General features: G+C 45.5%; 24 protein-coding genes and 1 pseudogene. 18 read left to right on the top strand and 7 right to left on the bottom strand.

Annotation, left to right across the window (positions count from 1 at the left end):
- Positions 1 to 53 precede the first annotated feature (53 nt).
- Positions 54 to 533: a GNAT family N-acetyltransferase gene (locus L6H98_RS28150; RefSeq protein WP_236421021.1), complete on the bottom strand. Its 480-nt coding sequence runs from the start codon at positions 531 to 533 to the stop codon at positions 54 to 56.
- Between the two features lie 307 nt (positions 534 to 840).
- Between L6H98_RS28150 and L6H98_RS28145 the strand changes: the two genes are divergently transcribed.
- The gene (locus L6H98_RS28145; RefSeq protein ID WP_236421020.1) at positions 841 to 4,293 is read left to right on the top strand and encodes a glycoside hydrolase family 2 TIM barrel-domain containing protein; all 3,453 of its coding nucleotides are present in this window, start codon (positions 841 to 843) and stop codon (positions 4,291 to 4,293) included.
- A 165-nt stretch (positions 4,294 to 4,458) separates the two neighbouring features.
- Here L6H98_RS28145 and L6H98_RS28140 read toward each other — a convergent pair whose 3' ends face one another.
- Positions 4,459 to 6,045, bottom strand: coding sequence for a hypothetical protein (locus tag L6H98_RS28140; RefSeq protein ID WP_236421019.1), 1,587 nt, complete (start codon positions 6,043 to 6,045; stop codon positions 4,459 to 4,461).
- Between the two features lie 220 nt (positions 6,046 to 6,265).
- Between L6H98_RS28140 and L6H98_RS28135 the strand changes: the two genes are divergently transcribed.
- The 3 genes from L6H98_RS28135 to L6H98_RS28125 all read left to right on the top strand — a co-directional run bounded on the left by L6H98_RS28135 (position 6,266) and on the right by L6H98_RS28125 (position 8,356).
- Positions 6,266 to 6,739, top strand: a complete 474-nt coding sequence (locus L6H98_RS28135) for a DinB family protein (RefSeq protein ID WP_236421018.1) — start codon at positions 6,266 to 6,268, stop codon at positions 6,737 to 6,739.
- Positions 6,740 to 6,796: 57 nt separating this feature from the next.
- Entirely contained in the window at positions 6,797 to 7,276 is a 480-nt protein-coding gene (locus L6H98_RS28130) for a DUF4362 domain-containing protein (RefSeq protein WP_236421017.1), read from the top strand.
- 171 nt (positions 7,277 to 7,447) lie between these two features.
- Positions 7,448 to 8,356: an ATP-grasp domain-containing protein gene (locus L6H98_RS28125; protein ID WP_236421016.1), complete on the top strand. Its 909-nt coding sequence runs from the start codon at positions 7,448 to 7,450 to the stop codon at positions 8,354 to 8,356.
- 388 nt (positions 8,357 to 8,744) lie between these two features.
- Here L6H98_RS28125 and L6H98_RS28120 read toward each other — a convergent pair whose 3' ends face one another.
- The 3 genes from L6H98_RS28120 to L6H98_RS28110 all read right to left on the bottom strand — a co-directional run bounded on the left by L6H98_RS28120 (position 8,745) and on the right by L6H98_RS28110 (position 11,891).
- Entirely contained in the window at positions 8,745 to 9,281 is a 537-nt protein-coding gene (locus L6H98_RS28120; protein WP_236421015.1) for a GerMN domain-containing protein, read from the bottom strand.
- Positions 9,282 to 9,314: 33 nt separating this feature from the next.
- Positions 9,315 to 10,667 (bottom strand): N-acetylmuramoyl-L-alanine amidase family protein, encoded by a 1,353-nt coding sequence (locus tag L6H98_RS28115; protein ID WP_236421048.1) that lies wholly within the window; start codon positions 10,665 to 10,667, stop codon positions 9,315 to 9,317.
- A gap of 735 nt (positions 10,668 to 11,402) precedes the next feature.
- Positions 11,403 to 11,891 carry a hypothetical protein gene (locus tag L6H98_RS28110; protein ID WP_236421014.1) on the bottom strand — a complete coding sequence of 163 codons (489 nt, stop codon included), beginning with the start codon at positions 11,889 to 11,891 and terminating at the stop codon, positions 11,403 to 11,405.
- 793 nt (positions 11,892 to 12,684) lie between these two features.
- Between L6H98_RS28110 and L6H98_RS28105 the strand changes: the two genes are divergently transcribed.
- The 9 genes and pseudogenes from L6H98_RS28105 (at position 12,685) to L6H98_RS28065 (ending at position 19,606) form a co-directional block, all read left to right on the top strand.
- Positions 12,685 to 13,947, top strand: coding sequence for a WXG100 family type VII secretion target (locus L6H98_RS28105; RefSeq protein WP_236421013.1), 1,263 nt, complete (start codon positions 12,685 to 12,687; stop codon positions 13,945 to 13,947).
- A complete protein-coding gene (locus L6H98_RS28100) occupies positions 13,937 to 14,455 on the top strand; it encodes a hypothetical protein (RefSeq protein ID WP_236421012.1) in 519 nt (172 codons plus the stop codon). Before L6H98_RS28105 ends, L6H98_RS28100 begins: the two co-directional genes overlap by 11 nt.
- A 66-nt stretch (positions 14,456 to 14,521) precedes the next feature.
- The gene (locus tag L6H98_RS28095; protein ID WP_236421011.1) at positions 14,522 to 15,082 is read left to right on the top strand and encodes a hypothetical protein; all 561 of its coding nucleotides are present in this window, start codon (positions 14,522 to 14,524) and stop codon (positions 15,080 to 15,082) included.
- 120 nt (positions 15,083 to 15,202) lie between these two features.
- Positions 15,203 to 15,391, top strand: a complete 189-nt coding sequence (locus L6H98_RS28090; protein WP_236421010.1) for a hypothetical protein — start codon at positions 15,203 to 15,205, stop codon at positions 15,389 to 15,391.
- 149 nt (positions 15,392 to 15,540) lie between these two features.
- Positions 15,541 to 16,639 (top strand): annotated as a pseudogene (gene tnpB / locus L6H98_RS28085) (IS200/IS605 family element RNA-guided endonuclease TnpB); the annotation flags it as partial.
- Between the two features lie 285 nt (positions 16,640 to 16,924).
- Positions 16,925 to 17,446 carry a hypothetical protein gene (locus L6H98_RS28080; RefSeq protein ID WP_236421009.1) on the top strand — a complete coding sequence of 174 codons (522 nt, stop codon included), beginning with the start codon at positions 16,925 to 16,927 and terminating at the stop codon, positions 17,444 to 17,446.
- Positions 17,447 to 17,490: 44 nt separating this feature from the next.
- The gene (locus tag L6H98_RS28075; RefSeq protein WP_236421008.1) at positions 17,491 to 18,411 is read left to right on the top strand and encodes a hypothetical protein; all 921 of its coding nucleotides are present in this window, start codon (positions 17,491 to 17,493) and stop codon (positions 18,409 to 18,411) included.
- Positions 18,362 to 19,063, top strand: a complete 702-nt coding sequence (locus tag L6H98_RS28070; protein ID WP_236421007.1) for a hypothetical protein — start codon at positions 18,362 to 18,364, stop codon at positions 19,061 to 19,063. Before L6H98_RS28075 ends, L6H98_RS28070 begins: the two co-directional genes overlap by 50 nt.
- Positions 19,064 to 19,108: 45 nt before the next feature.
- Entirely contained in the window at positions 19,109 to 19,606 is a 498-nt protein-coding gene (locus L6H98_RS28065; RefSeq protein WP_236421006.1) for a hypothetical protein, read from the top strand.
- 80 nt (positions 19,607 to 19,686) lie between these two features.
- Here L6H98_RS28065 and L6H98_RS28060 read toward each other — a convergent pair whose 3' ends face one another.
- Entirely contained in the window at positions 19,687 to 20,412 is a 726-nt protein-coding gene (locus tag L6H98_RS28060; protein WP_236421005.1) for a hypothetical protein, read from the bottom strand.
- A gap of 172 nt (positions 20,413 to 20,584) precedes the next feature.
- Here L6H98_RS28060 and L6H98_RS28055 point away from each other — a divergent pair, with 172 nt between their 5' ends.
- Positions 20,585 to 21,007, top strand: a complete 423-nt coding sequence (locus tag L6H98_RS28055; RefSeq protein WP_236421004.1) for a hypothetical protein — start codon at positions 20,585 to 20,587, stop codon at positions 21,005 to 21,007.
- Positions 21,008 to 21,237: 230 nt separating this feature from the next.
- Here the strand turns inward: L6H98_RS28055 and L6H98_RS28050 are convergent, their stop codons facing one another.
- Complete coding sequence (locus L6H98_RS28050) at positions 21,238 to 21,558, bottom strand: hypothetical protein (protein ID WP_236421003.1); 321 nt, start codon at positions 21,556 to 21,558, stop codon at positions 21,238 to 21,240.
- Between the two features lie 467 nt (positions 21,559 to 22,025).
- Between L6H98_RS28050 and L6H98_RS31460 the strand changes: the two genes are divergently transcribed.
- The 4 genes from L6H98_RS31460 (at position 22,026) to dptF (ending at position 25,240) form a co-directional block, all read left to right on the top strand.
- Positions 22,026 to 22,118, top strand: coding sequence for a hypothetical protein (locus L6H98_RS31460; protein ID WP_236421002.1), 93 nt, complete (start codon positions 22,026 to 22,028; stop codon positions 22,116 to 22,118).
- 52 nt (positions 22,119 to 22,170) lie between these two features.
- Entirely contained in the window at positions 22,171 to 22,548 is a 378-nt protein-coding gene (locus tag L6H98_RS28040) for a hypothetical protein (RefSeq protein ID WP_236421001.1), read from the top strand.
- Positions 22,549 to 22,738: 190 nt separating this feature from the next.
- Positions 22,739 to 23,065 (top strand): nucleoside triphosphate pyrophosphohydrolase, encoded by a 327-nt coding sequence (locus L6H98_RS28035; RefSeq protein ID WP_236421000.1) that lies wholly within the window; start codon positions 22,739 to 22,741, stop codon positions 23,063 to 23,065.
- Positions 23,066 to 23,458: 393 nt separating this feature from the next.
- Positions 23,459 to 25,240, top strand: coding sequence for a DNA phosphorothioation-dependent restriction protein DptF (dptF, locus tag L6H98_RS28030; protein ID WP_236420999.1), 1,782 nt, complete (start codon positions 23,459 to 23,461; stop codon positions 25,238 to 25,240).
- The last annotated feature ends 2 nt before the right edge of the window (positions 25,241 to 25,242 follow it).

The following is a 25,242-nucleotide window of genomic DNA, read 5'->3' as shown; positions in this document are numbered from 1 at the left end:
TGAAATTAGTCCCAAAATCTTCGCTTTATATGAAAAAAGCACTGATTTTCCATTTACGTGAGTTCTTTTATATACCAGGCATCGCATGCATTATGCTCGGACTCCTCCAAGCCTTGCTCCAATGGCCGGAAACCGTACTTCACGTACAGGGCGTTCGCCGCCTCCAGTTTGTCGAAGGTTTCCAGATAGCAGTAACGGTAATGCGCTGCGGCAAAGTCCAATGCAGCGTTCATCAGTTGTTTGGACAGCCCTTTGCCTTGGGCTTGAGGAGAGAGGTACAGCTTCTGCAGTTCGCAAATTTCCGGATTTTGGCCGAACGGGCCGATGCCGACGCCGCCTGTGACCTCGCCCTGATCCGTAACGAGCACCCAATATTTGGCCAGCGGGATTCGTTCGTAATATTGTGCCAGGCTGCCAAGCTGTGGGTCAAAATAGGCGGTTCCGGGGATGTTCAATCCGAAGGATTCCAGCGAACGTTTGATGATCTGCTCCATGGCCCGGTTATCTTGTTCTTCAATCTCGCGTATGTGCATCGTTTCATCCCTCGCATCTGTTGTAATCATGGCCAAGTGCATGTGTCTGTGCGGCTTCATGTTTAAGGATTTTATTCTACTGCCGGCCATCCCCTCAGTCAATCGCGGAGGGGAGATTTACAGCTTTTCGTGATTCAATGCACTATTGTCAAAAAAACTTTGTTTATTGACCCTACAAAGTTCGTTCTAGTGGTATAATCGGTACGAGCAGCAAGATTTCCGAACATGGAATGGTTCATTCTCGGTGCAGTAAAAGTATATTTATGTAAACGTAACCATAACAACTTCAGGGAAGTGAGAATTCACGATGAACCAAAGAACCCTTTTTAATGATGGATGGCAATTCGCCAAAAGCAGCTTGGCAGTCACGGAGCCGACAGGACTGGCGTTCGAGCAGGTAGAGCTTCCGCACGACTGGCTGATTTACGATTCGCAAAATCTGTATGAGGACAGCATCGGCTGGTACCGCAAAACGTTCCAACACAAAGATGAAGGGAAGCAATTGCTGCTTTGCTTTGACGGGGTGTATATGGATTCTTCCGTATATGTGAACGGACAGCTTGTGGGCGAATGGAAATACGGTTATTCCGCGTTTGAGCATGAAATCACAGAGGCGCTTGTGGAGGGCGACAACGAAATTGTCGTCAAAGTCGTTCATCAGAGCCCGAACAGCCGCTGGTACTCCGGTGCGGGCATTTACCGCAACGTCTGGTTGAAAACGCGTGACCGCAACCATGTCGAGAGCCACGGCATTTATGTCTCGATCCGCAAACAGGAAGAGGACTGGCGCGTCGAAGTCGACACGGACGTGAACCTGCATCAGGATGCGGAGCTGACGCATACGATTGTGCGGGATGGACAGGTCGTGGCGACAAGCAGCGCAGCCATCTCCGTTCAAGCCGGGGAGGCGGGAGTACGGAAAAATGAGCAGCAGCTGACCGTAGAGCAGCCCGAGCTGTGGAGCACGGAGCAGCCTAACTTGTATCAACTCGTGACGGAGCTGCGTTTGACGGATAACGGCAATGATGGCCATTTGATCGAATCGATCACGCAAAACATCGGCTTCCGCGAAATTTCGATGGACCCGAACGACGGTTTCCGCCTGAACGGCGTCAAAATGAAAATGAACGGCGTGTGCGAGCACCACGATCTCGGCGCGCTGGGCGCGGCATTCAACCTGACGGCATTGCGCCGCAGATTCAAGCTGCTGCAGGAGATGGGCGTCAACGCGATCCGTACCTCCCATAACATGCCTGCCAAGGAGTTCATGGATCTGGCGGACGAGACGGGCATGCTCGTGGTGTCCGAGGCATTCGATATGTGGGAACGGGCGAAGACGCCGTACGACTATACGAGATTTTTCCCGGAATGGGCGCATGCCGACGTGAAAAGCTGGGTGACTCGCGACCGTAACCATCCAAGCTTGGTGATGTGGAGCATCGGTAACGAAATCTACGATACGCATGCCGACGAGCGCGGGCAGGAAGTCACGCGCATGCTGATGGATTACGTGCTGGAATTCGATCCGAAGCAGAACGCGGGCGTAACGATCGGTTCCAACTACATGCCATGGGAAAACGCGCAGAAATGCGCCGATATCGTGAAGCTGGCCGGCTACAACTATGCCGAGAAATATTATGACCAGCATCATGCCGAGCATCCGGACTGGATCATTTACGGCAGCGAAACGGCCTCGGTTGTGCAGAGCCGCGGGATCTATCATTTCCCGTTCGAGCAATCGATCCTTGCCGACGATGACGAGCAGTGCTCCGCGCTTGGCAACAGCACGACGAGCTGGGGGGCGAAATCGCCGGAGTTCTGCATTTTGGCCGAACGCGATACGCCGTATTCCCTTGGACAGTTCCTGTGGACCGGATTCGATTATATCGGGGAGCCGACGCCGTACCATACGAAAAACTCGTATTTCGGCCAGCTCGACACGGCAACGTTCCCGAAAGATTCCTACTATATTTATCAGTCCGCCTGGACGGATTACAAAAAAAGCCCGATGGTTCATCTGCTCCCGTATTGGGACTTCAACCCCGGGCAAATCATCGACGTACGCGTAGCAAGCAATGCGCCGAAGGTCGAGCTGCAATTGAACGGCCGGTCCATCGGCACGTTCGATATCGACCATGCGCACGGCAAACAACTGGTCGGCTGGTGGAAAGTGCCTTACGAGGAAGGCGAACTGAAAGCGATCGCTTATGACGAGCAAGGCAACGTCATTGCGACGGACGTACAGCGCTCATTCAAGGATGCCGCCAGCATTCGGCTGCAAGCGGATAAAACCGAGTTGACCGCAGACGGCAAGGACCTGATCTTCGTCGAGATCGGGGCGGACGATGCCGCAGGCCATCCGGTGCAGAACGCGAACAACCGCGTGAACGTGAACGTGACCGGCGCTGGCCGCCTGCTCGGCCTGGACAACGGCGACAGCACGGATTACGACCAGTACAAGGGCCTCAGCCGCAGATTGTTCAGCGGCAAGCTGATGGCGATCATCGGCGCGACGAACGAGGAAGGCCCGATCCGCATCGAGGTAACATCCGAAGGACTGGAGAGCGCCGTGGCCGAATTCACCGCAGTTGCGGCGCCGATAGCAGCAGATGGCGATGTACAACGCTCGGCGGCTGCTTCGACTTTGACGAGCAACAAAGAGTATCCTGTCGTTACGGGCGCAGCCCGGGAAATTCCTTTGCGCAAAATCGAGATCATCAGCCAAGCCGGACAACAATTCGATCCTTCGACGCAGGAGATGGTGGTCCAAGCGAAGCTGTATCCGGAAAACACGTCCTACCGCGATATCGAGTGGGCGGTCGTCAACGATGCAGGCATTGAATCCAACATTGCGCGAGTCGAAGCGAACGGACTGGAAGTGAAGGTGTTTGCCCTCGGTGACGGCGAGTTCAGACTGCGGGCAACGAGCAGCAACGGCACAGACAAAACGAAGCTGATCTCCCAGCTGGAATTCAAAGCAGCGGGACTAGGAACGGCATATAAAGATCCGTACGGCTTTATCTCGGGCGGTTTATACGACGATACGAAGGGCGAAGTCGGCAACGGCAACGAACGCGGCGTGGCGACGAGCCGTGACGGCGAGACGCACGTATGCTTCCGCAACATCGATTTCGGCGCTTATGGTTCGGATACGATCACGATTCCGATTTTTGCGCTGTCGAGCGAGGAGTATTTCCTGCAAATCTGGGAAGGCATGCCAGGCGAGGAAGGCAGCGAGCAGCTGGCCGATGTCGTGTACCAGAAAGAAACGAAGTGGAACGTGTATCAAGAGGAGACGTATAAGCTGAACAAACGTCTGCAGGGCATCACGTCGATCTGTTTTGTGCTGAAGCAGAAAATCCATATCAAAGGATTCTCCTTCGAACGGCAAAGCCGGGCGTACGAGCAAAACACGGCCGCTTCCTGCGACCATCTATATGGGGATACGTTCACGATCCAGGGCGATTTCGTCGAAGGCATCGGGAACAACGTTTCGCTGGAGTTCGACGCGATGGACTTTGGCGCGGAAGGCACGTCGAAGCTGGTCATCCACGGCCATTCGCCGATCGATAAAAACACGATTCACATCCGTTTCTCCGGAGCGGACGGCCAGATGAACCAATTGGTCGAGTTCACGCAATCCGCAGGCTATGAGGAGCGCGTGTTCGAGCTGGAGAAGGTGACGGGCGTGCAGAAGGTGACGTTCATCTTCCTGCCGGGCAGCAGCTTCGATTTCGGCTGGTTCCGATTCGAGAAATAAGTGGAATGAAAAGACGAACCATCCTTTCCTTTTACGGCCCGAAACCAGGTCGGGATGCTCATGGACGGTTCGTGAAGCATAACTAAACCAAATCCCCTGTGGGGGGCGCGTAAAGCCATGTCGGCCTAGCGTCCTCACAGGGGATTTTCGCGTGGATCGGCACCGTCAGTGGGTATCGTCAATGGTCAGTATATATCGCTGTGCATCCCAATGAACGGTTAAACCAAGCGCTTCCAGCGCTTCATACGGCAATGTGGTTCCTCCGGAGTAACTGCCGACGGGCTCCGGCAAAGGAACGATTTTGTCCTTGATTTTCCCGTCAATCGTCACGTGGAGCTCTGTATCTCCCGGACGGATCGTGGCTTTGGCGTCGCCAAGGACAAGCGAATAATAATCGATGGAGCCATCGTTGCTGCGATGGACAGCGAAGGCAGCACCCAACGCGGCAGCAACCGCTTTGGCGGGCAGTTGGACCGTCGCTGCAGTCGCAACCGTCGCATAGGGTGCTTCCAGCAGTTGGCCGTTGATGTAAACATCAGTGCCAAGGGGAGCTTGAATGGGAGTGTATGTCATCCCGCCTGGTGAAGTTGCAGGTCCGCCGGCTTCCTGATTTTTGTTGCCGCCCCAGCCCCAAATCGATCCTGCTGCATCCAAGGCAAGGGCATGATACGTACCTGCCGAAATGTCGGCGATATTGGATAAGCCGTTCACTTTGCCTTGTTTCCCCGTAACGGTGCGAGAGCCGTAAGTATGGACATCTCCAGAGGTCGTCGCCAATAATACATAGCTGGCATTTGCATCAATGCGGCTCAGTGTCAATTCGGGATGAAAGGCGGTGACTTTGCCCTGAGCGTTCACTTGCCATGCCTTGCCCTTGGTATCCATCGCGTAGAGATTGTCATCTCCATAGGTTATGGAACGTACGTTGGATAGACCTTTCACTTTTACAGGGGAGGAAGGCGCTGTTCCCGGCGTTCTTGGTTCATCCCAACGCCACACTGTACCATCTTTTTTGACGGCATAGGCCGTGGATTCAGCCGCTACGATGTAGGTTATGTTAGCAAGACCTTTGACGGTTGTTGGCTTTCGAGCTTTCTGGGCTTCGATCTCATATGATGCAATCTGCCATGTATACACGGTACCGTCTTCGCGCAGGGCCATGTTATAGTGACCGCCAGTTGAGATCTGCTTCACATTGCTTACCTGATCGACTTGAGTCAGGCCTTGAATTCCACCCCACTCCCACACGCTCCCATCCTCCCGAAGCGCAGCCTTGTTAGAAGAGCCCGAAGCGGAAATGGCGATAATGTTCTCCAACCGGGGAATACGGATGGGACTGTACGTATTATAATATCGTACCTTGCCCGTCGCGCCGAGTTCTCCCCACAGGTTGCGTCCCCATGCCCAGACGGTGCCGTCGCTGCGCAGGCCAACGGAATGGTAGTGAGCCCCTTCGACGGCGGTGTAATGCAGGTTGTCTCTGGCCGTTGATGCCGCGGCTGCTTCATTCGCCGAGCTTGGAGCCGAGGATGTGGGAGCCGGCATAGCAGGCGGGATTGGTGCAGGTGCAGCGGCAGCAGCCCCGGCAGGCAGGTCGGCGGATAACAGTACGGCTGCAAGCGTTGCGGCGGTCAGGGCGCGCAGCGTGGAAGCCTGGCGAGTTTCCTTTCGCAGGTTCGAGCCCGCGTCGCTGGTGACGGGGAACGGAACCTGATGTAGATCCGAATGACTGGATGGATTCCTCCAGCGCATATTGTCGCCTTCTTTCATATGGGATGATTTAGCGGATTTTGCATTCTTCCTTCTAAACGTATGTGAGAGGACGAAAGTTACGGGAGTGAAGGGGCACTTTTGGCGAGTTGTCGGATAAGAGGCATGGATCAGGCCTTGCTTTTTTTTGTGCTGCAATACGTATAAAATGGAAATATTCCAATGATTTGAAGAGCGGATCAGGAGAATGGGGGATGGAGCTATGAAATACCAGGAAGAGGTACTATGGAATCAACTTCGGGATGTGCGGGAGTTTACGGTCCACGTATGTCTTGAGATTGATCCTGGGCAGGTTCATGTCGTGCCTGGAGGGTTTAACAATTCAATCCTATGGAACGTGGGACATATCGTGCTGGATCAGGATACGTGGTTTCATTACCTGATACACGATCAGGCGGAAGTTCCGGCGAGTTATCAGCATTTTTTTGGATATGGGACAAGCCCGGAAACATGGGCGGATGAACCGCCATCCTGGGCAGAACTTATGGAGCAATTGATCGCTCAGCCCCGGGTACTGGAAGCGAAATTCAAAGGCCGTCTGGAGGAATCGCTGCTCCGGGTGAGCGAACTGGGCATGAGCACGATCGGGGAAGTCATACCGCGCACGTTATATCATGAGTGGTACCATCTGGGCGTGATCCAATCCATGCGGAGGGTGATTGGGTCGGTCCAATGAAGCGAACTTCTGGAACATTTTAGGAACCCCAAACGTTATTGTCCATGAGGTGATGTTATGGAAAAGAAGAAGACCGTTCTGATGCTTCTGCTCTTGGCGATCATGCTGCTAACGGCCTGCGTGGCCAACGTGCCTGATGCTCCCGAACCCCCTAAAACGGCTTTGCCGGCAATCACGGATCCGTATACCCCTGAGCACGCGAAGCAGAACGGCGATGTCGTTAATTTGCACGGCCAGGTGACGAACCAGGAACGGTGGGAACAATTCATGGACCAAGTCCATGCCAAACAACAGGACCAGGTTCGCGTAACGATCTATACGATCGAAGGCGATCCGATCATCTATGAACTGAATTATGATGGTACAGCTATACAGTACAGCTATGACAATACGAGGGACGCCTACGCCGGAAAAGGCCGGATCGTGAACAATGCTTGCCAGGGCATCGGCACCATGAAGGCGGAGCAGGGCGGAGAATTTTACATTCTTACTGGTTGCGAAAATGAAGACTACGCGTTTATGCTGCCAAAGTTATAGCATGTAGCGGTTGAGTGCTCCCTGTCCCTGACAGAATTCGACTAGCTTCATGCCAAGTGCTTTGGTATTGAAAACAATCGTTTGTTACGGACGAGTAAAGCGTAGGATCTATGAGACCGATGAAATGCATATGCAAGTTATAGAGAAATGGCAGTTGGGAGGGGGAGAGACATGTTGATCCTATTTGGCAGTTCACCGCTGGATGAACGAAAGGTGGACGAAATGTATGAAGAGGAATATGCTGCCGCTGCAAAGGCTGGCTTAGAGGTAGGGCTGGTAAATCTGGAGCAGCTCATAGCGGAACAGAGTCCAGCTCGTGCTGTGAAACGGCTGCCGTCTGCAAGCGATCGGGAAGACGTGTTATATCGCGGGTGGATGCTGACACCGAAAGATTATGCCATGTTATACGACGCGCTGCTGGCTAAAAACTTGAAGTTGATCAACCGGCCGGAGGAATATAAGCACTGTCATTACCTGCCGGAATCGTACGCGAAAATCCAGGAATATACGCCGAAGTCGACATGGCTGCCGATCGGAGAGGTCAAAAAAATGGAAAATGCCGTTCAACATGCGGTCAGCGCATTCGGGCAGCGCCCGATCATCGTAAAGGATTACGTCAAATCCCGTAAACATGAGTGGAACGAAGCGTGTTACATCCCCGATGCATCCGATGCGGAACGGGTGGCCGAAGTGGTGCGGAACTTCGTGACGCGGCAGGGCGACGACCTGAACGAAGGCCTTGTTTTCCGGGAGTTTGCGGAATTGGAGTTTCTTTCCTACCATGCTCGCAGCGGCATGCCGTTGTCGCGGGAAATGCGGGTCTTTTTCCTGAAAGGCGAGCCTGTCTTCGTCTCGAACTACTGGGAAGCCGGCGAGGACGGCGAATTTGCGGAGGTGCTGGATTCGTTTCTGGACGTGGCCCGGTCGGTGGAAAGCCATTTTTTCACGATGGACTTCGCGAAGCGGAAGAACGGTGGCTGGATCATTATGGAGCTGGGCGACGGGCAAGTTGCCGGGCTGCCGGACGGGACGGAGCCGCAGGCGTTTTATGCAAGCTTGCGCAAGGGGATGGAGAAGTAGGTCGATTACGTTGGGGTAAAAAAAGATACTGAACGAAGATGAACCATTGACGGATGTTGCACATCCGTCAGGCCTACATAATCGGACTATGGAAAGATTCGCTGAATCCAAGATACAATTGGCAATCCTCGGATAAGAGCCCCTGAACGGGCAGACCTTAAAGGACGAAGAGCCTTATAAGGTCTTTTTTTCGTTTAACTCGGGAGATGCTGTTCTTCGTCATTTCAGCGTTATCCTCAACGCCTATCGTAAGGTAAAAAAGATCCGACCAGTAATGTACTGGCCGGATCAGTCATGGAATAAAATCACGATGACAACGCAAATGAGGCTGGTTATCCTTACGGATCAATGTCTACGATTTGCGGGAAGACTTAACGGGAAAATCAAGTCAATTTCGGTTCATGGGATGGTCCAGTTCGGCATGCCCCATTAAACTTTCCGCTGCATTTCCGTCTACCAGCAGATCGATACTCGTCACTTCCTCGAACTGAAAAAACGTCTCCTTGAGGGAATCCAAGGCTAAAAGCTCACCGCTAGCCCCCAATGCTGCGTCTTCCGGGATATGGACATCTAAAGTCAGCACCCCTTGATCGAACGTGGATGACAGTAAATCAATCTTGTTCCACAGGGAGATGTGTTCGGTTTGATCGCTGCTTTGGAGAGCGGCAAACGTTTGGCTGTACTTATCGGAGTCGTCTTCAAACGTAATTTCCTTCGTACCTTGCTCCAGTTGAGTTAGTTGATCATCCACGTAATATACCTTGATTTCTTGAGTTTGCTTATTCTCCTCTTGCTGTTCCGCCGGTGAAGTGCTTGCAGGATTAGAGGCCTGCACCGGTCCGGAAGAGGTTGGTTTGGTGCCGCATCCTGCTGCCACCAAGCTGATTGCACAGACTACGAGTGCGAGCTGAATTCCTTTTTTCATAGAAGCACATCCTCTTGATTTATTCGCTGGCTTTTATAGGTTCAGATACTCTTTAATCCCGTCAACGATGGCTTGAGCGGCCTTGTCTTGCGTGCTCTCCGACATCATCGCTTCTTCTTCATCTTTGTTGCTTAAAAATCCGATCTCCAGAAGAACTGCGGGCATGGTGGTTTCTCGAATGACTTGAAGATTGCCATTTTTGACGCTGCGATCTTTGAACCCTAAAGCCTCGATCAAATGTTTGTGAATAATGGTTGCTAACTCTTTACTGCTTGCACGCTGGTAATAAAACGTCTCGGTACCGCTTACCTGAGGAGACCCCTTTACGCTATTTCCGTGAATGGATACAAAAACATCCGCATTAAGATCGTTAGCCAGTTTAACTCGCTCCGAACGCGTAGGATATACATCCGTTTCTCGCGTCATAATCAATTCAATGTCTGGTTCTTGTTTCAACAGGGCTTGTACCTTTAGACCTAAAGCAAGAGTGAAATTCTTCTCAGGTTTGTTCGTAAAGCTTATGGTGCCCGGGTCGCTTCCCCCGTGTCCTGGATCAATAACGACGACTTTCTTGCCATCCGTGACAGGGGTTGCAGGCGTTGGGCCGTTGACCATGCTCAAATCAAGGATGAATTTGCCTGCAACGTATTGTTGAGAATAATTAACCGCACTGACATTATTTAATTCAATGACGATTCGGACTTGAGCCGGATCATTTTTGAATAGGGAATAGCGTACCTCGCTAACATTCGGACTGTCGCTCGTATCCAATTTGCCCATCGAACCTGCTGGCAGCACTTGCCCCATATTACCAAAATCCGTAGAAGGAAAATCCACAACAATCCGCTCGGGATTTTTTAACGTGGTGATGACCGGCGTCACTTCCTGATCCATAGAAACGACAAGCTGATTGTTCGCATAGTTTATTTCATGAACAAGGTTCGTTGTCCCTTCATTCCCGTTACCATTCGAAGGAGAGGACGGAACGGAGGCAGTGTTGGTTAGAGTGACGATCTTTTCTTTGTTATTCCAACCGACCCGAAGCCCCATTTCTTCACTAACAAAACGTAGAGGAACAACAACCGTGTTCTTGATCATTTGGGGAGCGATGTTAAGCGTTACGTTGCTGTTCTCGACGATGGCTTCCTGTTGTCCTACGGTCAACGAAATCGCTTTGGACCCCTGTTGAATGCTCACATTCTGTGTTTTTTGGTCCCAGTTCACATTGAATTTCAAATTTTCGGCAACGACGCGAATGGGAATCATGATGTTGTTTCGTACATTCACGACTTCAACGTCATTGGGCAGGGTTAGTTCCTGGCCATCCAAAATAATTTTCGTTTGATTTGCAGCTGCGTTGGTTTGAACGGGAAGCAGAAAAAGCATCAGTATACTAAACCACAATAACATAAGTATAGATTTCTTCATTTCACACCTCTGTTTTAAATTAGCTTACTATATGAACATTCGGCGGTTTGGATCGAAACATGAACAATAAACAAGCTATCAGCAATTTCTTTATTCTAAGGAATCACAGGAAGGTTATCTTCATAAGAAATCGAATCGTTCTACACACGGAGCTAGGGACAGACAACACACGTCTGCGGGATCAAACCTTCACCTCCCATGACCCGCAAGTTCGTTGAAAGCCGAACAATCGGACCGACAAACACCTGATTATTACATTGTAAATATTTATACATCATCATCCTGTGAATCCGTGAAATTACTTTGTTGGAACTACATCTTATTTACAATGATACCAAGATAACCTTTCGCTCACTACTATCAACGCTTTTAGAGACAAAATAGTTACCATATGATATGGATTTGATACAAAATTCTTCAAATTCCGGGTCGTTTAGTACGAGTCAGTCCGGCGGGTAAGAAAAAAAATTACCCCCAATCCTTTCAATGAAGGAATGGGGGGACGTTATGTCAGTTGCTGACCTACTCATTGAGCACTTGATGAAGTATTGAAAGTCTAATACTTTATTTTCGGCTCTTACATGAGGTTGGACCGGGGGATGGTCCAACCACAAAAAGGGATGCCTACGGTCACGATGGGGTGACGAGGGCCTCCCTTTTCATCTTGCTCAGCAAGTTTTACGCGTTGAGGAATTATTTGTGTGTAATTACACGATTGCCAAAGTCGGGGTCGATATCATCCGCTTGGACAAGCCATTTTCCGTTCTTACGGACGAGGGTCAGGCGGCCTTCCAAAGGAAGACGTTCGCTTTCCCCGTTTTGACGGGTCAGAATCAAGTCTACCGTATAATCGAAATCCACGTAATTTTCCGCTTCCTGGTAGAGTTCGAAGGTCAGGTTCTCCGGTTTCATCGAAACTTGCTGCACGCTCGCAATTCGGAACGTTAAGACACCGTAGCTTGTATTACCCGGTTTGTCGGTGTAATTATCGGCGTATAGAGGTTCCATTTCTGCAAGGCGTTTCATCATGGCCTCGTCCTCCAAAGGCGTCTCCGGGATCTCGTCGATCGTATACTCTTTGGTTTTGTACGTCTCCGCTGCCTTCATGGCTTCGGCAATTTCTTGTTCATCCATCGACGTATCCGGGGTAACATCTGGCTGCTGCGTCTCCGATTGTTTCATGGGGGGTTCTGCATCCGTCTCATTGGAAGGCCCGGGTGATGTGCATCCGCTTATGAGTGCGAAGGACAACAACGTTAATCCCAAGAGCGATGAGAAGTTTCTCGGCATTCATATCTCTCCCTTCTAGTTGAGGGTAATATTACCATATGATAGTTGGGATTCATAATGAAAGGATGACACAAGATTGAGTCGCCTTAAACTTTTTCACTTCTTAAGTTCGTAAATAGCCAGAATAATAATCGCAATTAGCGCTATGAGGAAAAAAATAGCAAGTACAATTAAAACACCGTAACCCAGTACGGAGGCTAACTTAGTGACTATTTTTTTCATAAAAGACAACCTTTCTATTTAAGGTGAAAAGGTGCTGACAGCTGGGGAAGCTAGTGTTTCTTAGTTCATTCACATCTATACTCAACAGAACGATAACCTTAATTTGTAAGTTGGTACTTATTAGTATATAACAACTTGATAAAGAGTTTAGTTTCCCATATCACCAAAAGAGTGAATCTGAATTTTGATTGTTCCTCAATAATAGACAGGTGAGAAGGAGCGTTTTTTTCGGTGGAAGTATCATAGGTGAAGCACACATAGGTCCGTTTGACCAAAGAATAAATGTTAACAAGAGTAAGCCTGTTGAGGAGATTACACGAATATGTAGGTATGGTAGTCAACAAGCATTGTTATTTACGGACTAGAAGTCATGGGAAAATGCAACGCAGGGTCGATTCCAATGAACCGTCTTACTTGTTAAAATTTAGATATAAAACAAGGTCAGTTTGGCGGTGAAGACGGCATGCAACGCATTATGGTTCATCCTGATTTGTTAGATGAGAAGGCACGAATGGTTCAGCAAAAAAAGCAGGAACTTGAGCGAATGGTTTGGGAGCTCGAGAAGTCCATTTATATGTTACAGTCGGAATGGTCGGGGATCACCGGGGAGAAGTTTTTTCAAGATTTCAGATTGGCCAGGGAAGTATTCCCCACAACGCTAGGACTGTTAAGCAGCATTCAGAACGAGTTCACGTTTATCGCCAATAACTTCAGAACGACCGATAACACGGGGGAGGTTGCTCTTTATATTCCGGAAGAGTTGAAGAGAGACTTTACCGTAGGTTTGCTAGATGGATCTGTAGGCGAAACGGTTACCGGAATCGGGGACGCGGCTAATGCATTGTGGCATGATCCTTTCGGCACATTGGCGAGTCTGGGCTATGGGTTGACGGTAGGCAGAGTTGTGGATGTCGGACGAGGCATTTCGTTTGCATGGGATGCATTATGGGGAACCGGAACTGCCCGCTCGGACGCCGAGAAGTTTGTTGAAGAGCAGAAGAAGATGATCACCGAAGACAAGACGGGGTATTATGGCGGTGCTCTTACGGGTCAAGCGTTGGCTTATGTATTCTTTGGGAGAGCATTGCGCTCGGTTGATAATAAGCATGGCGAGATAGGTGGGTCAAGTGGAGGGAAGTCGAAGTCGGAGAGTGGGAAGGGGGATGTAAGGACAGGGAGTGCTGAGTTTAGACCATATACCGACGAAATGCGGGTATTTATTACGCCCCCTAAGGATGGTTTTGATGCATTCTTAGAGCGAGAATATATAACTATTAGAAAATCAGGACTAGATGACATATCGACTGTAGCAAAAAATACAGGTTTATCCGAGCAAGAAATTATTGACATGAAAAAACATCTCTTTCTCGATACCCATAAACTTTCTATACTTGGCTCACCTTACAAAGAACAATACTTTCAGGCTGATCCGGATATTGCACATGTGTGGAAAAAGGCTCAAAATGGAGAGTTGACAGCCGATCAGAAGAAGTGGTTTAAACAACTGGCAGATCATGAAATAACAGAAAAAAAACTAATGGATTCAGGAATGCCCCTAATGGATGAATCGACCTGGAACCCTGAAAGAGACAGGTTTGATGTGAATCCAGAGAAAAATGCACACGATAAGGCAAATGAAACTGCACCAAACCCAGGAGCATTGCCTGATTATGACTATTCTAAGGACTTCGAAGACAATGTGGATAGAAGTAAAGATGAATACTAAATTTGAGGTGAAAGAGATGCATTTGGAAAAAGCCATCAGTAGATTGAATAATATACATTGGAGTTCAGTAGGAACGGCTGCCAACATTGAAAATGCAGACTTAGGCTATGAATTTTTGAGACGGTTAGCTTGCTTTTTTAAAGAGAGACAACTTACACCCAAGCCACCGGGGCTTTCGAACATAGCTGATTTACTTGGCGATGCCGAAGGCGAAATCGAGCTTTCAGAATACTGCAGCTCAGAAGCGATTCAATTTTTGAATGGAGATCCTAACGTACAAAGAATGATTAAATATTATTTACAACTGGCGAGGTACGCAGAAAAAAATTCTGATGCACAGCAATATTTGACCGTGTATGATCCTTTAATCACTATCATAGAACGTGAAGGATTATTTAGCATTACACTACGTGAATTTGTGGTAAAAAACGGTGGGTCATATCCTTTGAGTGGATGGTACGAACGATTTATTGAAAAAACACCACTTGATATCAGTAACCTTAAATAAAATAGATAATGGTCAGAAAATTTGAAAACCACCAATGAAGTTTGATTCTCTTCTGGTGGTATCATTTTGTATTACGAAGGTGATCGTATGTCCCTAGATCTTGATGTAAGAATGACGAGAATCATTCATATGAATGCATTAAAAAAAGAGATATCCAAAGAAGCTGTCAGACTTTTAAAGGTAGAGACGACTCCTGAAGTCACCATTAAACAGGTTTTAAGCGGGCAAAGAGTTGATCTTGGTGATACTGCTCTTTTTGAGGAGAGTCAAGCGTATGCAGTCGCATTTAGAGGGATGGAAAGCGAGGTTGGATTGGCGTTTACTTATCTAGATCCGACCCTTCCTTATGTGGACGAAGAGGAATCTGGATTTTGGATGGGAGTCATGGTACAAGGGGAGCGTGAACCTGTCGAGTTTGCATTAGCTGCTATAATTGCGCGATCTGCTGCCAAAATCAGCGGTCCTGCTTCTGAAATTATTGATGAACGCAAGTTTTGGAGCAGCCAGCGCGTGAATCATTATCACGATTTTGTAAACGATATTGAAATCGGAGATCGGTTTGATCGTGTGGAACAAGCTAGCGAGGAGTTTTATTCCAAATTGCCTAAGGGAGACCCTATAGAATGAGCTCGATCATTTTTTTGAAAAATATAGAGAACTATTCTCCCGAACATGCGTTAGAAGCATTTAAACAGGCCGCTACGAAAGCAGGCATGTTTTGCATTTTAACAAGAACGGAGTCAAGCGATGGTCGATTTTGTATCTGGCGAAGGAACGTTATCGGAAGTGGATGAGGCTGCATTTTTAAATACAGGTAACAAAGAGCATCTTAAGTACTTCACATTTAATATTAATCCAGTGAATGAAGACTCATATGACAACAGCTTCACTTGGCTAACACAAAACGAAAAGTATTTTTGGGCTATCGATATCTAAAATATTAAAGATGACTACGCGTTTATCGTTGAAGGCGAGAAGACTCCCTCCTCAAAAGCGTCGCTTTAGGTGGGGGATGAATCGCCATTTTTTGTATTCGAAACCGAACGTATGTGCTATAATAACTGCAAGGAACGCAGGTGTATGGCATGCTCTTCCATAAAGCATACAAGTATCGGATCTACCCCAATCGTGAACAGCAGCAGCTAATCCATCAGATGTTTGGATGTTGCCGTTTTGTGTTCAACTATTTTCTGGGACAATGGAAGGATACGTTTGACGCCACCGGCAAGGGCTTGTCGTACAATACTTGTGCAACACAGCTTCCAGATCTAAAGCAAGAACATCCTTGGTTGAAAAAAACAGATAGTATTGCCCTACAATCGGCTGTTCGGCATGTAGCCGATAGCTTTGATCGTTTTTTCAAGAAGCAGACGCAGGCTCCACGTTTCAAAAACCGTAAACATCCGGTTCAAAGTTACACGACCCGATATACCAATGGAAATATCACTGTGAATGGAAGTAAGCTGAAGCTCCCCAAGCTGGGGTGGCTGCGGTTTGCAAACTCTCGCCCCTGTGAAGGACGCATCCTCTCGGCTACGGTACGGCGAAATGCCGCGGGGAAGTATTTTGTATCGCTCATTTGTGAAGTGGAGATCGAGCCCTTACCGCATAACGAGAAGTCGGTAGGGATCGATCTGGGACTTAAAACGTTTGCGGTATCCTCCGAGGGTATGCGGGATACTCATCCGAAAGCCTGGAGCCGGTATGAAAAGAAGTTGGCGAGCTGGCAGCGGAGGATGGCCCGGCGTACGAAAGACGGTTCCAATTGGCAAAAAGCCAAACGGAAGATCGCCCTGATCCACGAAAGAATGGCGAATATCCGCCATGACTTTTTGCACAAGCTGTCCACCAAGCTGATTCGTGAAAACCAAACGATCAGTACCCTAGGACTTAAAGGTGTCTAACATGCTCAAGAATCACAAGCTGGCCAAATCGATCGCCGATGCGTCCTGGAGTGAGTTCAGAAGGCAGCTCACGTATAAAGCGGAATGGTACGGGCGCACCCTCAAGATTGCGAATACGTTTGCTCCGACAAGTCAAACCTGCCATGTATGCGGAGCGCTACACCGAGAGGTGAAAGATCTTTCGGTACGGCAATGGGTGTGTCCATCCTGCCAGACCCTCCATGATCGGGATGTCAATGCAGCCCGAAACATTAAGGATGTTGCCATATCGATCGTCATATCGCTCGAGAACTGTGGGGACCACAGGGATCGCTTGGTCCACTTCGAACCAAGAGGTTCGATGACCCAAGAATCCCCCACTTCAAGCGAAAGCTAAGTGGTGGGAGTGTTCAATTATCATTTTGTTATAGCGTATTTTAGAGATCATCCTGAAGATTACCTATGGTTTGATGATGCGGATTGGTGTTATACGGCTAAGGACCTTATTAAGTTAAGTAACATGCCTTACAATCCGCTATGGTCCAGTGAGAAAATCGTGTGAGAATGTCGGAGTTTAAACTTTCGATTGAATCATGAATGGGAAAGCGTGCTTGTTATTACTAAGGAGGGAAAAATGGGTATTTCTGCACACATCCTTTTCAAAAGCGGAAATAGCATTGAAATAAACCATTTATTGCTTCGATTAGGTGAGTTATGCGCGAACGAAGGAATGTTCTACAGCCACACCCTGAATAAAGTAGACGATGCCGGAAAATTAAAATACTGCGAATACTGTGTCAGCGATATTCCATTATATGAAAGTTATGATAGGCCAATTTGTTTTGGTATTGCTGATGAACCGTATCCACATAAACTTGTCGATTTCGATTGGGATTCTCCCCCACAAGAGTATTTTAAAACGTTAGTTTCTGGCGATTTTGTGGACAACGAAGATTTATTATTCAAATTTCTATATGCATTCCTCAATGAATTCCCCACCGCTACGGTTTGGATCGAAGAAGACTGGTTCTACACATTGGCCGATCTGAACAAACTTAGGGATAATGATGTGGATCATTGGTGTTATGTTAATCCAAGGGATTGGTGAACAAGAGTGTTTCTGTATATTCTTGAAGATCGCAGGAGGGATGCATGGAATACTCTTTGAAGATAAATGGAGAGAAAGTTGACGTTGTACGTTTGAAAATTTATTTGGAAAAGCAGCAGCTTGAATTTTGTGATTCTGTGAAATATATCGATTCAAAGGTTGTTGAAGAAATCATCTTAGACATCGGCTTGAGCATAAGCATTTTTGCGAATATTTTACCGACGAATCATCCTGGCTATGCTTATGAAACGATGTTTCTGGAAGAGGACTTTGAGTATCAAGAGACAGTATCTTTTGAGCTGAATCCGTCAGGAGATTACGAGACAGCTTATAGGATCATGTATGAAATTTGCTTTGCGATCCTCGAAATGTTCGAAGCACAAGGCATTTTGCATCATGTATCTGGTGATGAGATATTTCTCCATAAAGATGGCCAGTTTCTATTTAACGAGGTGTATATGAAGTGGTTGAACGAGAATTATCGTGGTCTTCTACGGGACCGCCAATCCAACATTCACATCCATTTGCCTTCAAACAAAGAACTGGAAAAGGCGCTTGACGAAGATACCATTACTAATGAAGTTTTGGCCCTTTGCATGCAGAATTACAGTTACAGAATCGTGGTTATGGCCATGTTCAAAGCGATCGAAAGAAATTATTGTGACCAGGGGATCATTGAAAGATTATCTGAACTAAGCGTACGTTTGGAAGATCATAAATTTATCGGACCTTGGCAAATAGGGCATGTGGCTTTAGCGACATTAGCGTTGTTGGATAACCAACATGCCAACGATAAATTCAACGAACTTCATGGAAGATTGAATGAGCAAGATCGTTTTTTAGTCCAACATTCATTGACTCTGAAGTGTATAAAGATTAAGAGGGCAGATTGTCAGACCCGGAGGGAGCCATGTCATGTCTCGATCCAATATCGTCATTTATACGGAGGAAGAGCTAAATATTGAAAAATGGCGCGGCGTGTTGTCCAAGTTCAATGCTGTAGATCAACTATCGAACTGGGGGATGGAACGTGCGGGCAGTTGGCTCTGGGTGAACCACTACGTTCTTGAACACAATGAAGAAATCAGGGACATCTGGCTGGACATTTCTCGTGATTCCTTGGCAGATTCAAAGAAGCGTCAGATGCAAACAGCTATATTTGTACAACCAAGCAGAGATCGAAATGCAGTGTTCTTTGCCTTATCTTTTTGTAAAGAGATATACGCTATTCTTGATAAAAGGAAAGAGGTATGCATGTACCATGCCGAAAGCGGATTGTTCTGTAATGATCAAATTGAAAATCTGACATTCTTGAATACCTCGCAATTCTATGATAAAAGGCAAACCAACAGTGAGACTATCCATTGCATGCTTCAATGTTTAACTGAAGAATTCAAGGCTGGAATCGAGTGTATTGTCGAAGACGGAGGTTGGGACGGGGAAGAGGCGCAGTATGCCGATTTGTTTCAAAACCTTTTGACAATGAGAGCTGAATTGGAGAAGGAACAGAATGCAGGGATTGTACCTACCATCAACGAAGAATTGAAAAATGTGGACAAGCTGATCTTGGAGCTAATGAGATTGGATCAAGCTAAGTTGTTGGGTGATTGCACATAACACTTCTGAAAGCTCTTGGTGGATTACTAGTCCGAGGTGAAAAAGATGTACCTGGATCAAGCCATTCTCAGATTGAATAATATAAACTGGAGTTTAGTTGGTACAGTGTCCAATAAAGAAGATGCGGACGTAGGCTACGAATTTATGAGACGGCTAGCTAGCTTTTTTAAAGAGACACAACTTGCCCCTAAACCGCCAGGTCTCGCCAATGTAGCTAACTTACTTGGTGATTCCGAAGGAGAAATAGAGATAGCAGCACTTTGCAATTCAGATGTTGTTCAATTTTTGTCCGAAGATAAGAACATCCAAAGAATGATGCAATATTACCTGCAATTGGCAAGGTACGCAGACAAAAATCCTGATGTACATCGATATATAAGCATATATGACCCTTTAATTACTCTTTTGGAAAGGGGAGGCGTCTTTCGTATTACACTACGTGAACTAGTGATCAAAAACGGTGGGACATATCCTTTAAATGGATGGTACGAACGATTTTTTGATAAAGCTCCACTGGATGGTTTGAACAAAAAAGGGCAATGACCCGAATTGTCGCAAAACAGAAGCGATGTACCGCAAGCGTAATGAAAGCGAGGCAGGGTGGGGACAGACAATTTGCTTTTTTAAAAGTAAGGTCCTTCATCGTCAAGTTCCGGAGACTGCCACCAATAAAAATCACGATACACTAAATCCGTTGTCAAATATAACAAGATGGAATGATCACTCTTATCATTAATGGTCAGTTCATATTGAGAAACTCCAATATCATCAGAATCATTAAGCGCTGTGATCCATTGCTCCATTTTAGGAACCAGACTATTCACCTCTGAGATTTTCGCTGCGAGCACGATCGAGGCCATTTTTCCACCCAGAACGTTATCCTTAACTTCTGTCGATTCCACAATCACACCGTTTGCCTTCGATTCACCATATATAGCGTTCTGGACTGATTCAGAATCGAGCGTTCCTGCAATTTTAGATGAGAAATCGGGTATTCGAGTAATGTCATTAGAAACACCATTGTAAATCGTTTGACCATTTTTCCCTATGATCGTGAGATCAACATTTTTGATTTGTGAGGTTCCATTAGCCCCACTTCTTACTTTGTTCAGAATTGTTCGGATGGCTTTAATATCGTCTATGGTTGCTTTTTCTAAGGTAGAGGCTGATTTTATTTCCAACTTTAAATAGCTTTCTTGAGTGGTGATTTTAGAAATAGCCACCCCTTCCTTAACAAGTTGAGCTTGGATTAATGGGGCAGGACTTTCAGCAGAAATGGAGTTCATGTAAAACGCGCCACTTAGGGCGATAACGGCCGCTGCGACAAGAAACCATTTTTTATTTCTCATGTTTACTATCCACCTTATTAAAGATTAAATTTAAGGCCCTCAGCCCCGGAAATTTGCATGACTGATCGCTTATAAATCTAAACGGTTCCATCTGTGCATTTGTTACATAATTAGCGAGTGAGATTATATTGGAAGACGTAGAGAAAGGTGAATTCGTCAGGATGGTGAGAAAATGATACAGGTACTGGAAGTAAGAGACATCCAAATGGAGAGCGAAGTAAAATACTCCAATCAAGTAAACACATATAACGTGACAACAAATTTGATGTCTGACGATTATGTTCCATATCGACTTGCACAGTCTGCGATGATATGGCTTGGACCGAATGGAGAATTAGGGGAGCTTGAGCTCATTTTCCCCAAGGTTTCAGAGCAGTCTTTTTGGCCAAAACATAGCTTTGTTGAAACCGTAAAAGGGGTTCCTTTGTTCAAAATCGATTCACAACCTAGCGACGTCACTGTCGCACATCAAAAGGATGGATTCATGATTTGGATTGACCAGAACCATGAAGTGAATGTTTCGATCATAAGTCAAAATTTGATTTTCCTCCTTTCAGATAAAAAACTAATTGGGATCTATTGTAAGTACAGGTGAACACGTTGAATTAACCTTTTCCTTACAAATACTTTTGTTTCCTCTCTATCAGAAATTCCCGCACCCAGTAAGCAGATATATAAAGGAATTCAGATCCTATTTGAACGTGGAAAACATGTTTAAACCCCGGAAATAAACGATCCTCCCGGGTAGTTTAAATTTATTCTTTCACTGGCTATCTCCAACATGACGAGGAACACGAACGGTTTGATCTATGTCGGATTATATTATTATTTACGTTTTTTGATGAAATCACTAGGGCCGCCAGCAGACTTTACTTCAAGAGAAGGAAACTCAAGGGTAAGACTAACATCATATTGGTTTTTATCTTTGGTATATCCATGTAAGAACATGGTTGAAGACATTGGGGTATTGATTTGAAAGCTAGTGAATTCAACTTCAGTATCGTAATGAGTCATGAAATACTTTTGTCCGATCGGGATCGCCTTTTCAAAGTAATTATTTCTTTCTTTCTCTGATAACTCATTACAAGCTGTAAGTACAACGATCAGAAAAGTTAGTAGAAATATGAAACGTGTGTATTTGAGCAAGATGATCACTTCCTTTCTTGGATAAAAGGGGGTGAAACTGTGTCGTTTGATCTTTTGGTGAAGATTCTAAAGACAAGAAAAACCACCGGCGATAGGTTGGCGCCAAAACCGGTGGTTTTTCATTCCGTATGAATCTCTCGCCGTGGGTAGCCCACTGGCTTTTTTTAGTTTAACGTTTTATCTACTACTGTCATTATACTACAACAAGAACATTTAGAAACATGGCTTTGAATTATCGCTGGTCAGATTTTCATATGGAGGGTGATGCAATCTACCACAAATTGGCCGATAATAGTTGTAATAGCTTTTTACTAGAGGCGGTCATACTTCTGAAAAAATGTATTATCTGATAAAACAAGAGCATTAAAGAATCATAGTCGGTCTTTAGTGTTACTTCAGATGCTGTAATTGAAGCCAAGAGATGAACATCCGTTATTACTAAACCAGATAATTTCCTCAATAAAAAAATGAAGAAACAGTTACAAGCCACAATACAATATGCTGAAGAAAACGGATTAAGGCTGAATATTGCTTCAAGTACGGGATTCATCCTAAAGTGAGAAAATATTTAGAGGAAAAGGGGATTATAGTTAGAATAGCTGGAGGATTAGGATGGGAAAGTATGTATCTGTTAGAGGTTGGTTAGAGTGCGATGAACAAACTGTGCACGAGGTTAGAAAGATTCGGGATGATTATACCGAGAATTATAATGATGCTTTACTGGACAAGAGCAAATTAGAAATGTACCAGTCAGGTTGGACTTTTCCGGAGACACAAATCAATTGGACAGCTTATGTGTTTTATGGGGCCGATATTAGAGAGTATTATCTTGATTTTATGAGAAAGCAACTATCAGAGATGGCTGCCATTTCCGACATAACGGGGTACTTTCTAATCGATGATCACGATGGAGCGAAAGATCTATGCTGGCAAATCTCTAATCATAAATTGATTGAGACTGAGCAAGAAAATATAACTTTTAATAAGTAAATTAGTAAAATAATAATTTGAGAATAGTAAATACCTAGCCTAGCTAAAGAAGCTGAACTCAACGCCTGTTATGTTTCCTTCCTCTCCCCTTGTTAACCGACTTCCTTTCCTATGGTAAATGGTATAATGGCAAAAATGGATATTGTGGCGTTCTGCCCCAACAACCTCTTTATAGAAAGGATGTTGCCTTATGCCTATATACAACAAATTGGTGCGGGATAAGATCCCCCACATCATCACTTCATCAGGGAAAGAATGCCGCACACGCATTTTGGACCCGGAAGAGTACAAGCAAGAGCTGCGCATGAAGCTGCACGAGGAGTCTGACGAATACTTTAGCGCAAAGAACGATCAGGAAGCATTGGAGGAACTCGCCGATATGCTGGAAGTAATTCGCTCTCTGGCTGAAGTGCACGGCGCGAATGCGGCACAGCTGGACAAGTTGCGGGCGGACAAAGCCGAGGCGCACGGCGGATTTCAGGAACGGGTGTATTTGATCGATGTCGACGAAGCTTAGTGTCAAATGGATTACCGATCATCTAGCAGATGTACGGATTGCCCTGGTGCATACCACATCCGGGATTTAACTTATATAGTTTCTCTATTTTAGCAACTTTATCAAGTATCATTATAATTTTGAATGGAGAAGACTGAGCAATGATGTTATTGATTTTTTATGATATATCTTAAGAACCATAACTGTGGTATATTTATCCTATAAAAGTTATATTGTGTAGTTTTACGATTCGCAAAGTTGCAAGCTCTTTTCATATAGTATTTGAACTTCATGTATGCGGGACCAAGGCATGGTCTATTACACGTGTAACAAATTATTGTGAGAGACATGGTTCCTAGGGAAGAGCTGTGTCTTTTTTTGTTGTTTTAAAAATAAGTGTTTTGGGGGATTTTTATGTCTACCGATATTCATTTCATTGATGTTCTAAAACGCTGTAAACAGTCCTCAAAAGAAGCTGTCGAAAATTTGGAAGGTTTCAGCGAATTTAAAAAATATATGCATGTTCAGAGGCCAGTAGAAGAAGAACTTGAGCGTCATATTAATGCTGCTAATCAATCCAATCAAGCTCAATTGATCTTGGTATGTGGTGGGGTTGGTGATGGTAAATCGCATATCCTCTCCTTCTTAAAAAATAAATATGCTTTTTTAGCTGATTCTGATCGTTTCTATTTACATAATGACGCTACAGAGAGCTTTTCACCGCGGAAAACTTCAATTGAAACTTTGGCCGAGGTACTAAAGCCTTTTTTAGACGAGGAGATTGAGAAAGAGCAGAAATTAAATATCGTCTTGGCAATTAATCTTGGCGCATTGAATAACTTCATAGATTCTGATGAAGGAAAGAGTTTTACACGACTGAAAAACTATGTTCATGCGAAGAAAATTATGGACTCCATTATGGTCGAAGAAGAGTCGGTGGATGATCATATTTTCAAATATGTTAATTTTAGTGATTATCATATGTACGAACTGACGGAAAATGGGCCTCGATCGAGTTATATTAAAGGGATTCTCCAGAAAATCACTCAGAGATCTGATTATAACCCATTTTACCAAGCTTATCTTAGAGAAAAGAACGAAAATTCTGAAATTGCTCAAAAAAATCCGATCATCCAAAATTATGAGTTGTTACAACATGACGATATTCAAGAAAAAATAATAGATTTATTGATCCAAGCCATGGTCAAAGAAAAGTTGATCATTTCAACGCGAGCCTTGCTTGATTTTATTTACAATATAATCGTTCCTTCCTCCATGGACAATGTAGAACATGAGAAGTTAATGGAATTGATTCAGAATCAAGACTTTCAATCGTACACAGCATGTTTGCTGCCATTTCAATTATTTGATCGAGAAGATGCATCTGCGATTCATCAAGCGATTAATCATATTAATCCAACACAATATCGGACAGAGTTGCTTGATAAACATTTGATCGATTTTAGATCCCGAAAAGATGGTGCTTATTTATTTAGCCAATACATTGATGTAAACCGTGCACCCTATTTCGCGAAATCACTGCTTCCAAACTCTCCTTGGAAGAGCGAGGACAAAAAGAGTAACTCCTTTAAGAATGAATTGATTAAATTATTCGTTTATCTGTACTACCTAGTTCCTAAGGAACCGCATAATTCGTTTGATGATCAAGTTTATGATCAATATATGAATTATTTATTCCATTGGAATAGGAAATCTTGGAGTAAGTTATCCAAGCTTTATAGGGAAGATGTGCGTGATGCTATTTATAAATGGAATGGTGAGGGGCATGGTGGACTAATTTATGTTCAAATTGGCCAACCGCAAACCCACTATTATGCACTACAAAAATTAGAAATCGAACCTGCCCTAGAGCGTGTTGAACCACGTCAAGAAGAGACATTAATGAAATTCCTTCCTATGCTTACGATTGCATTTAGGCCAAAAGGGGGAGAACCTGTTGAAATTGACATTGACTTTTCATTATATTCTTTGCTAATTCGAATCAAAAATGGTTACCGGCCGAACAAAAAAGATAAGTTTCAATTTATTAAGTTTGTTGAATTTATTGATCAACTTAGTAGTAAAGGCAACGATAGAAATGAGCTTATTTTCGAGAGTAAGAAGTTTGGGAAGTCGCAAAGATATCGTTTGACTTACGATGATTTATTTAACCAATATTCATTTACGGAGATGTGAAA

The sequence above is a fragment of the Paenibacillus sp. JJ-223 genome, from assembly GCF_927798175.1.
Lineage (GTDB): Bacteria > Bacillota > Bacilli > Paenibacillales > Paenibacillaceae > Paenibacillus > Paenibacillus hubeiensis.
This window is presented reverse-complemented; position numbering and strand designations above follow the sequence as displayed.

What these genes read in the sequence shown, in the direction of transcription:
- L6H98_RS28150 (WP_236421021.1), bottom strand. Translation starts at nt 533, where the DNA reads ATGCACATACGCGAGATTGAAGAACAAGATAACCGGGCCATGGAGCAG.
- L6H98_RS28140 (WP_236421019.1), bottom strand. Translation starts at nt 6,045, where the DNA reads ATGCGCTGGAGGAATCCATCCAGTCATTCGGATCTACATCAGGTTCCG.
- L6H98_RS28115 (WP_236421048.1), bottom strand. Translation starts at nt 10,667, where the DNA reads ATGCTTTTTCTGCTTCCCGTTCAAACCAACGCAGCTGCAAATCAAACG.
- L6H98_RS28135 (WP_236421018.1), top strand. Translation starts at nt 6,266, where the DNA reads ATGAAATACCAGGAAGAGGTACTATGGAATCAACTTCGGGATGTGCGG.
- L6H98_RS28125 (WP_236421016.1), top strand. Translation starts at nt 7,448, where the DNA reads ATGTTGATCCTATTTGGCAGTTCACCGCTGGATGAACGAAAGGTGGAC.
- L6H98_RS31460 (WP_236421002.1), top strand. Translation starts at nt 22,026, where the DNA reads ATGAAGAAACAGTTACAAGCCACAATACAATATGCTGAAGAAAACGGA.
- L6H98_RS28090 (WP_236421010.1), top strand. Translation starts at nt 15,203, where the DNA reads ATGGTCGATTTTGTATCTGGCGAAGGAACGTTATCGGAAGTGGATGAG.
- L6H98_RS28035 (WP_236421000.1), top strand. Translation starts at nt 22,739, where the DNA reads ATGCCTATATACAACAAATTGGTGCGGGATAAGATCCCCCACATCATC.
- L6H98_RS28120 (WP_236421015.1), bottom strand. Translation starts at nt 9,281, where the DNA reads ATGAAAAAAGGAATTCAGCTCGCACTCGTAGTCTGTGCAATCAGCTTG.
- L6H98_RS28130 (WP_236421017.1), top strand. Translation starts at nt 6,797, where the DNA reads ATGGAAAAGAAGAAGACCGTTCTGATGCTTCTGCTCTTGGCGATCATG.
- L6H98_RS28070 (WP_236421007.1), top strand. Translation starts at nt 18,362, where the DNA reads ATGTCTCGATCCAATATCGTCATTTATACGGAGGAAGAGCTAAATATT.
- dptF (WP_236420999.1), top strand. Translation starts at nt 23,459, where the DNA reads ATGTCTACCGATATTCATTTCATTGATGTTCTAAAACGCTGTAAACAG.
- L6H98_RS28110 (WP_236421014.1), bottom strand. Translation starts at nt 11,891, where the DNA reads ATGAAACAATCGGAGACGCAGCAGCCAGATGTTACCCCGGATACGTCG.
- L6H98_RS28075 (WP_236421008.1), top strand. Translation starts at nt 17,491, where the DNA reads ATGGAATACTCTTTGAAGATAAATGGAGAGAAAGTTGACGTTGTACGT.
- L6H98_RS28055 (WP_236421004.1), top strand. Translation starts at nt 20,585, where the DNA reads ATGATACAGGTACTGGAAGTAAGAGACATCCAAATGGAGAGCGAAGTA.
- L6H98_RS28100 (WP_236421012.1), top strand. Translation starts at nt 13,937, where the DNA reads ATGAATACTAAATTTGAGGTGAAAGAGATGCATTTGGAAAAAGCCATC.
- L6H98_RS28065 (WP_236421006.1), top strand. Translation starts at nt 19,109, where the DNA reads ATGTACCTGGATCAAGCCATTCTCAGATTGAATAATATAAACTGGAGT.
- L6H98_RS28145 (WP_236421020.1), top strand. Translation starts at nt 841, where the DNA reads ATGAACCAAAGAACCCTTTTTAATGATGGATGGCAATTCGCCAAAAGC.
- L6H98_RS28040 (WP_236421001.1), top strand. Translation starts at nt 22,171, where the DNA reads ATGGGAAAGTATGTATCTGTTAGAGGTTGGTTAGAGTGCGATGAACAA.
- L6H98_RS28060 (WP_236421005.1), bottom strand. Translation starts at nt 20,412, where the DNA reads ATGAGAAATAAAAAATGGTTTCTTGTCGCAGCGGCCGTTATCGCCCTA.
- L6H98_RS28105 (WP_236421013.1), top strand. Translation starts at nt 12,685, where the DNA reads ATGCAACGCATTATGGTTCATCCTGATTTGTTAGATGAGAAGGCACGA.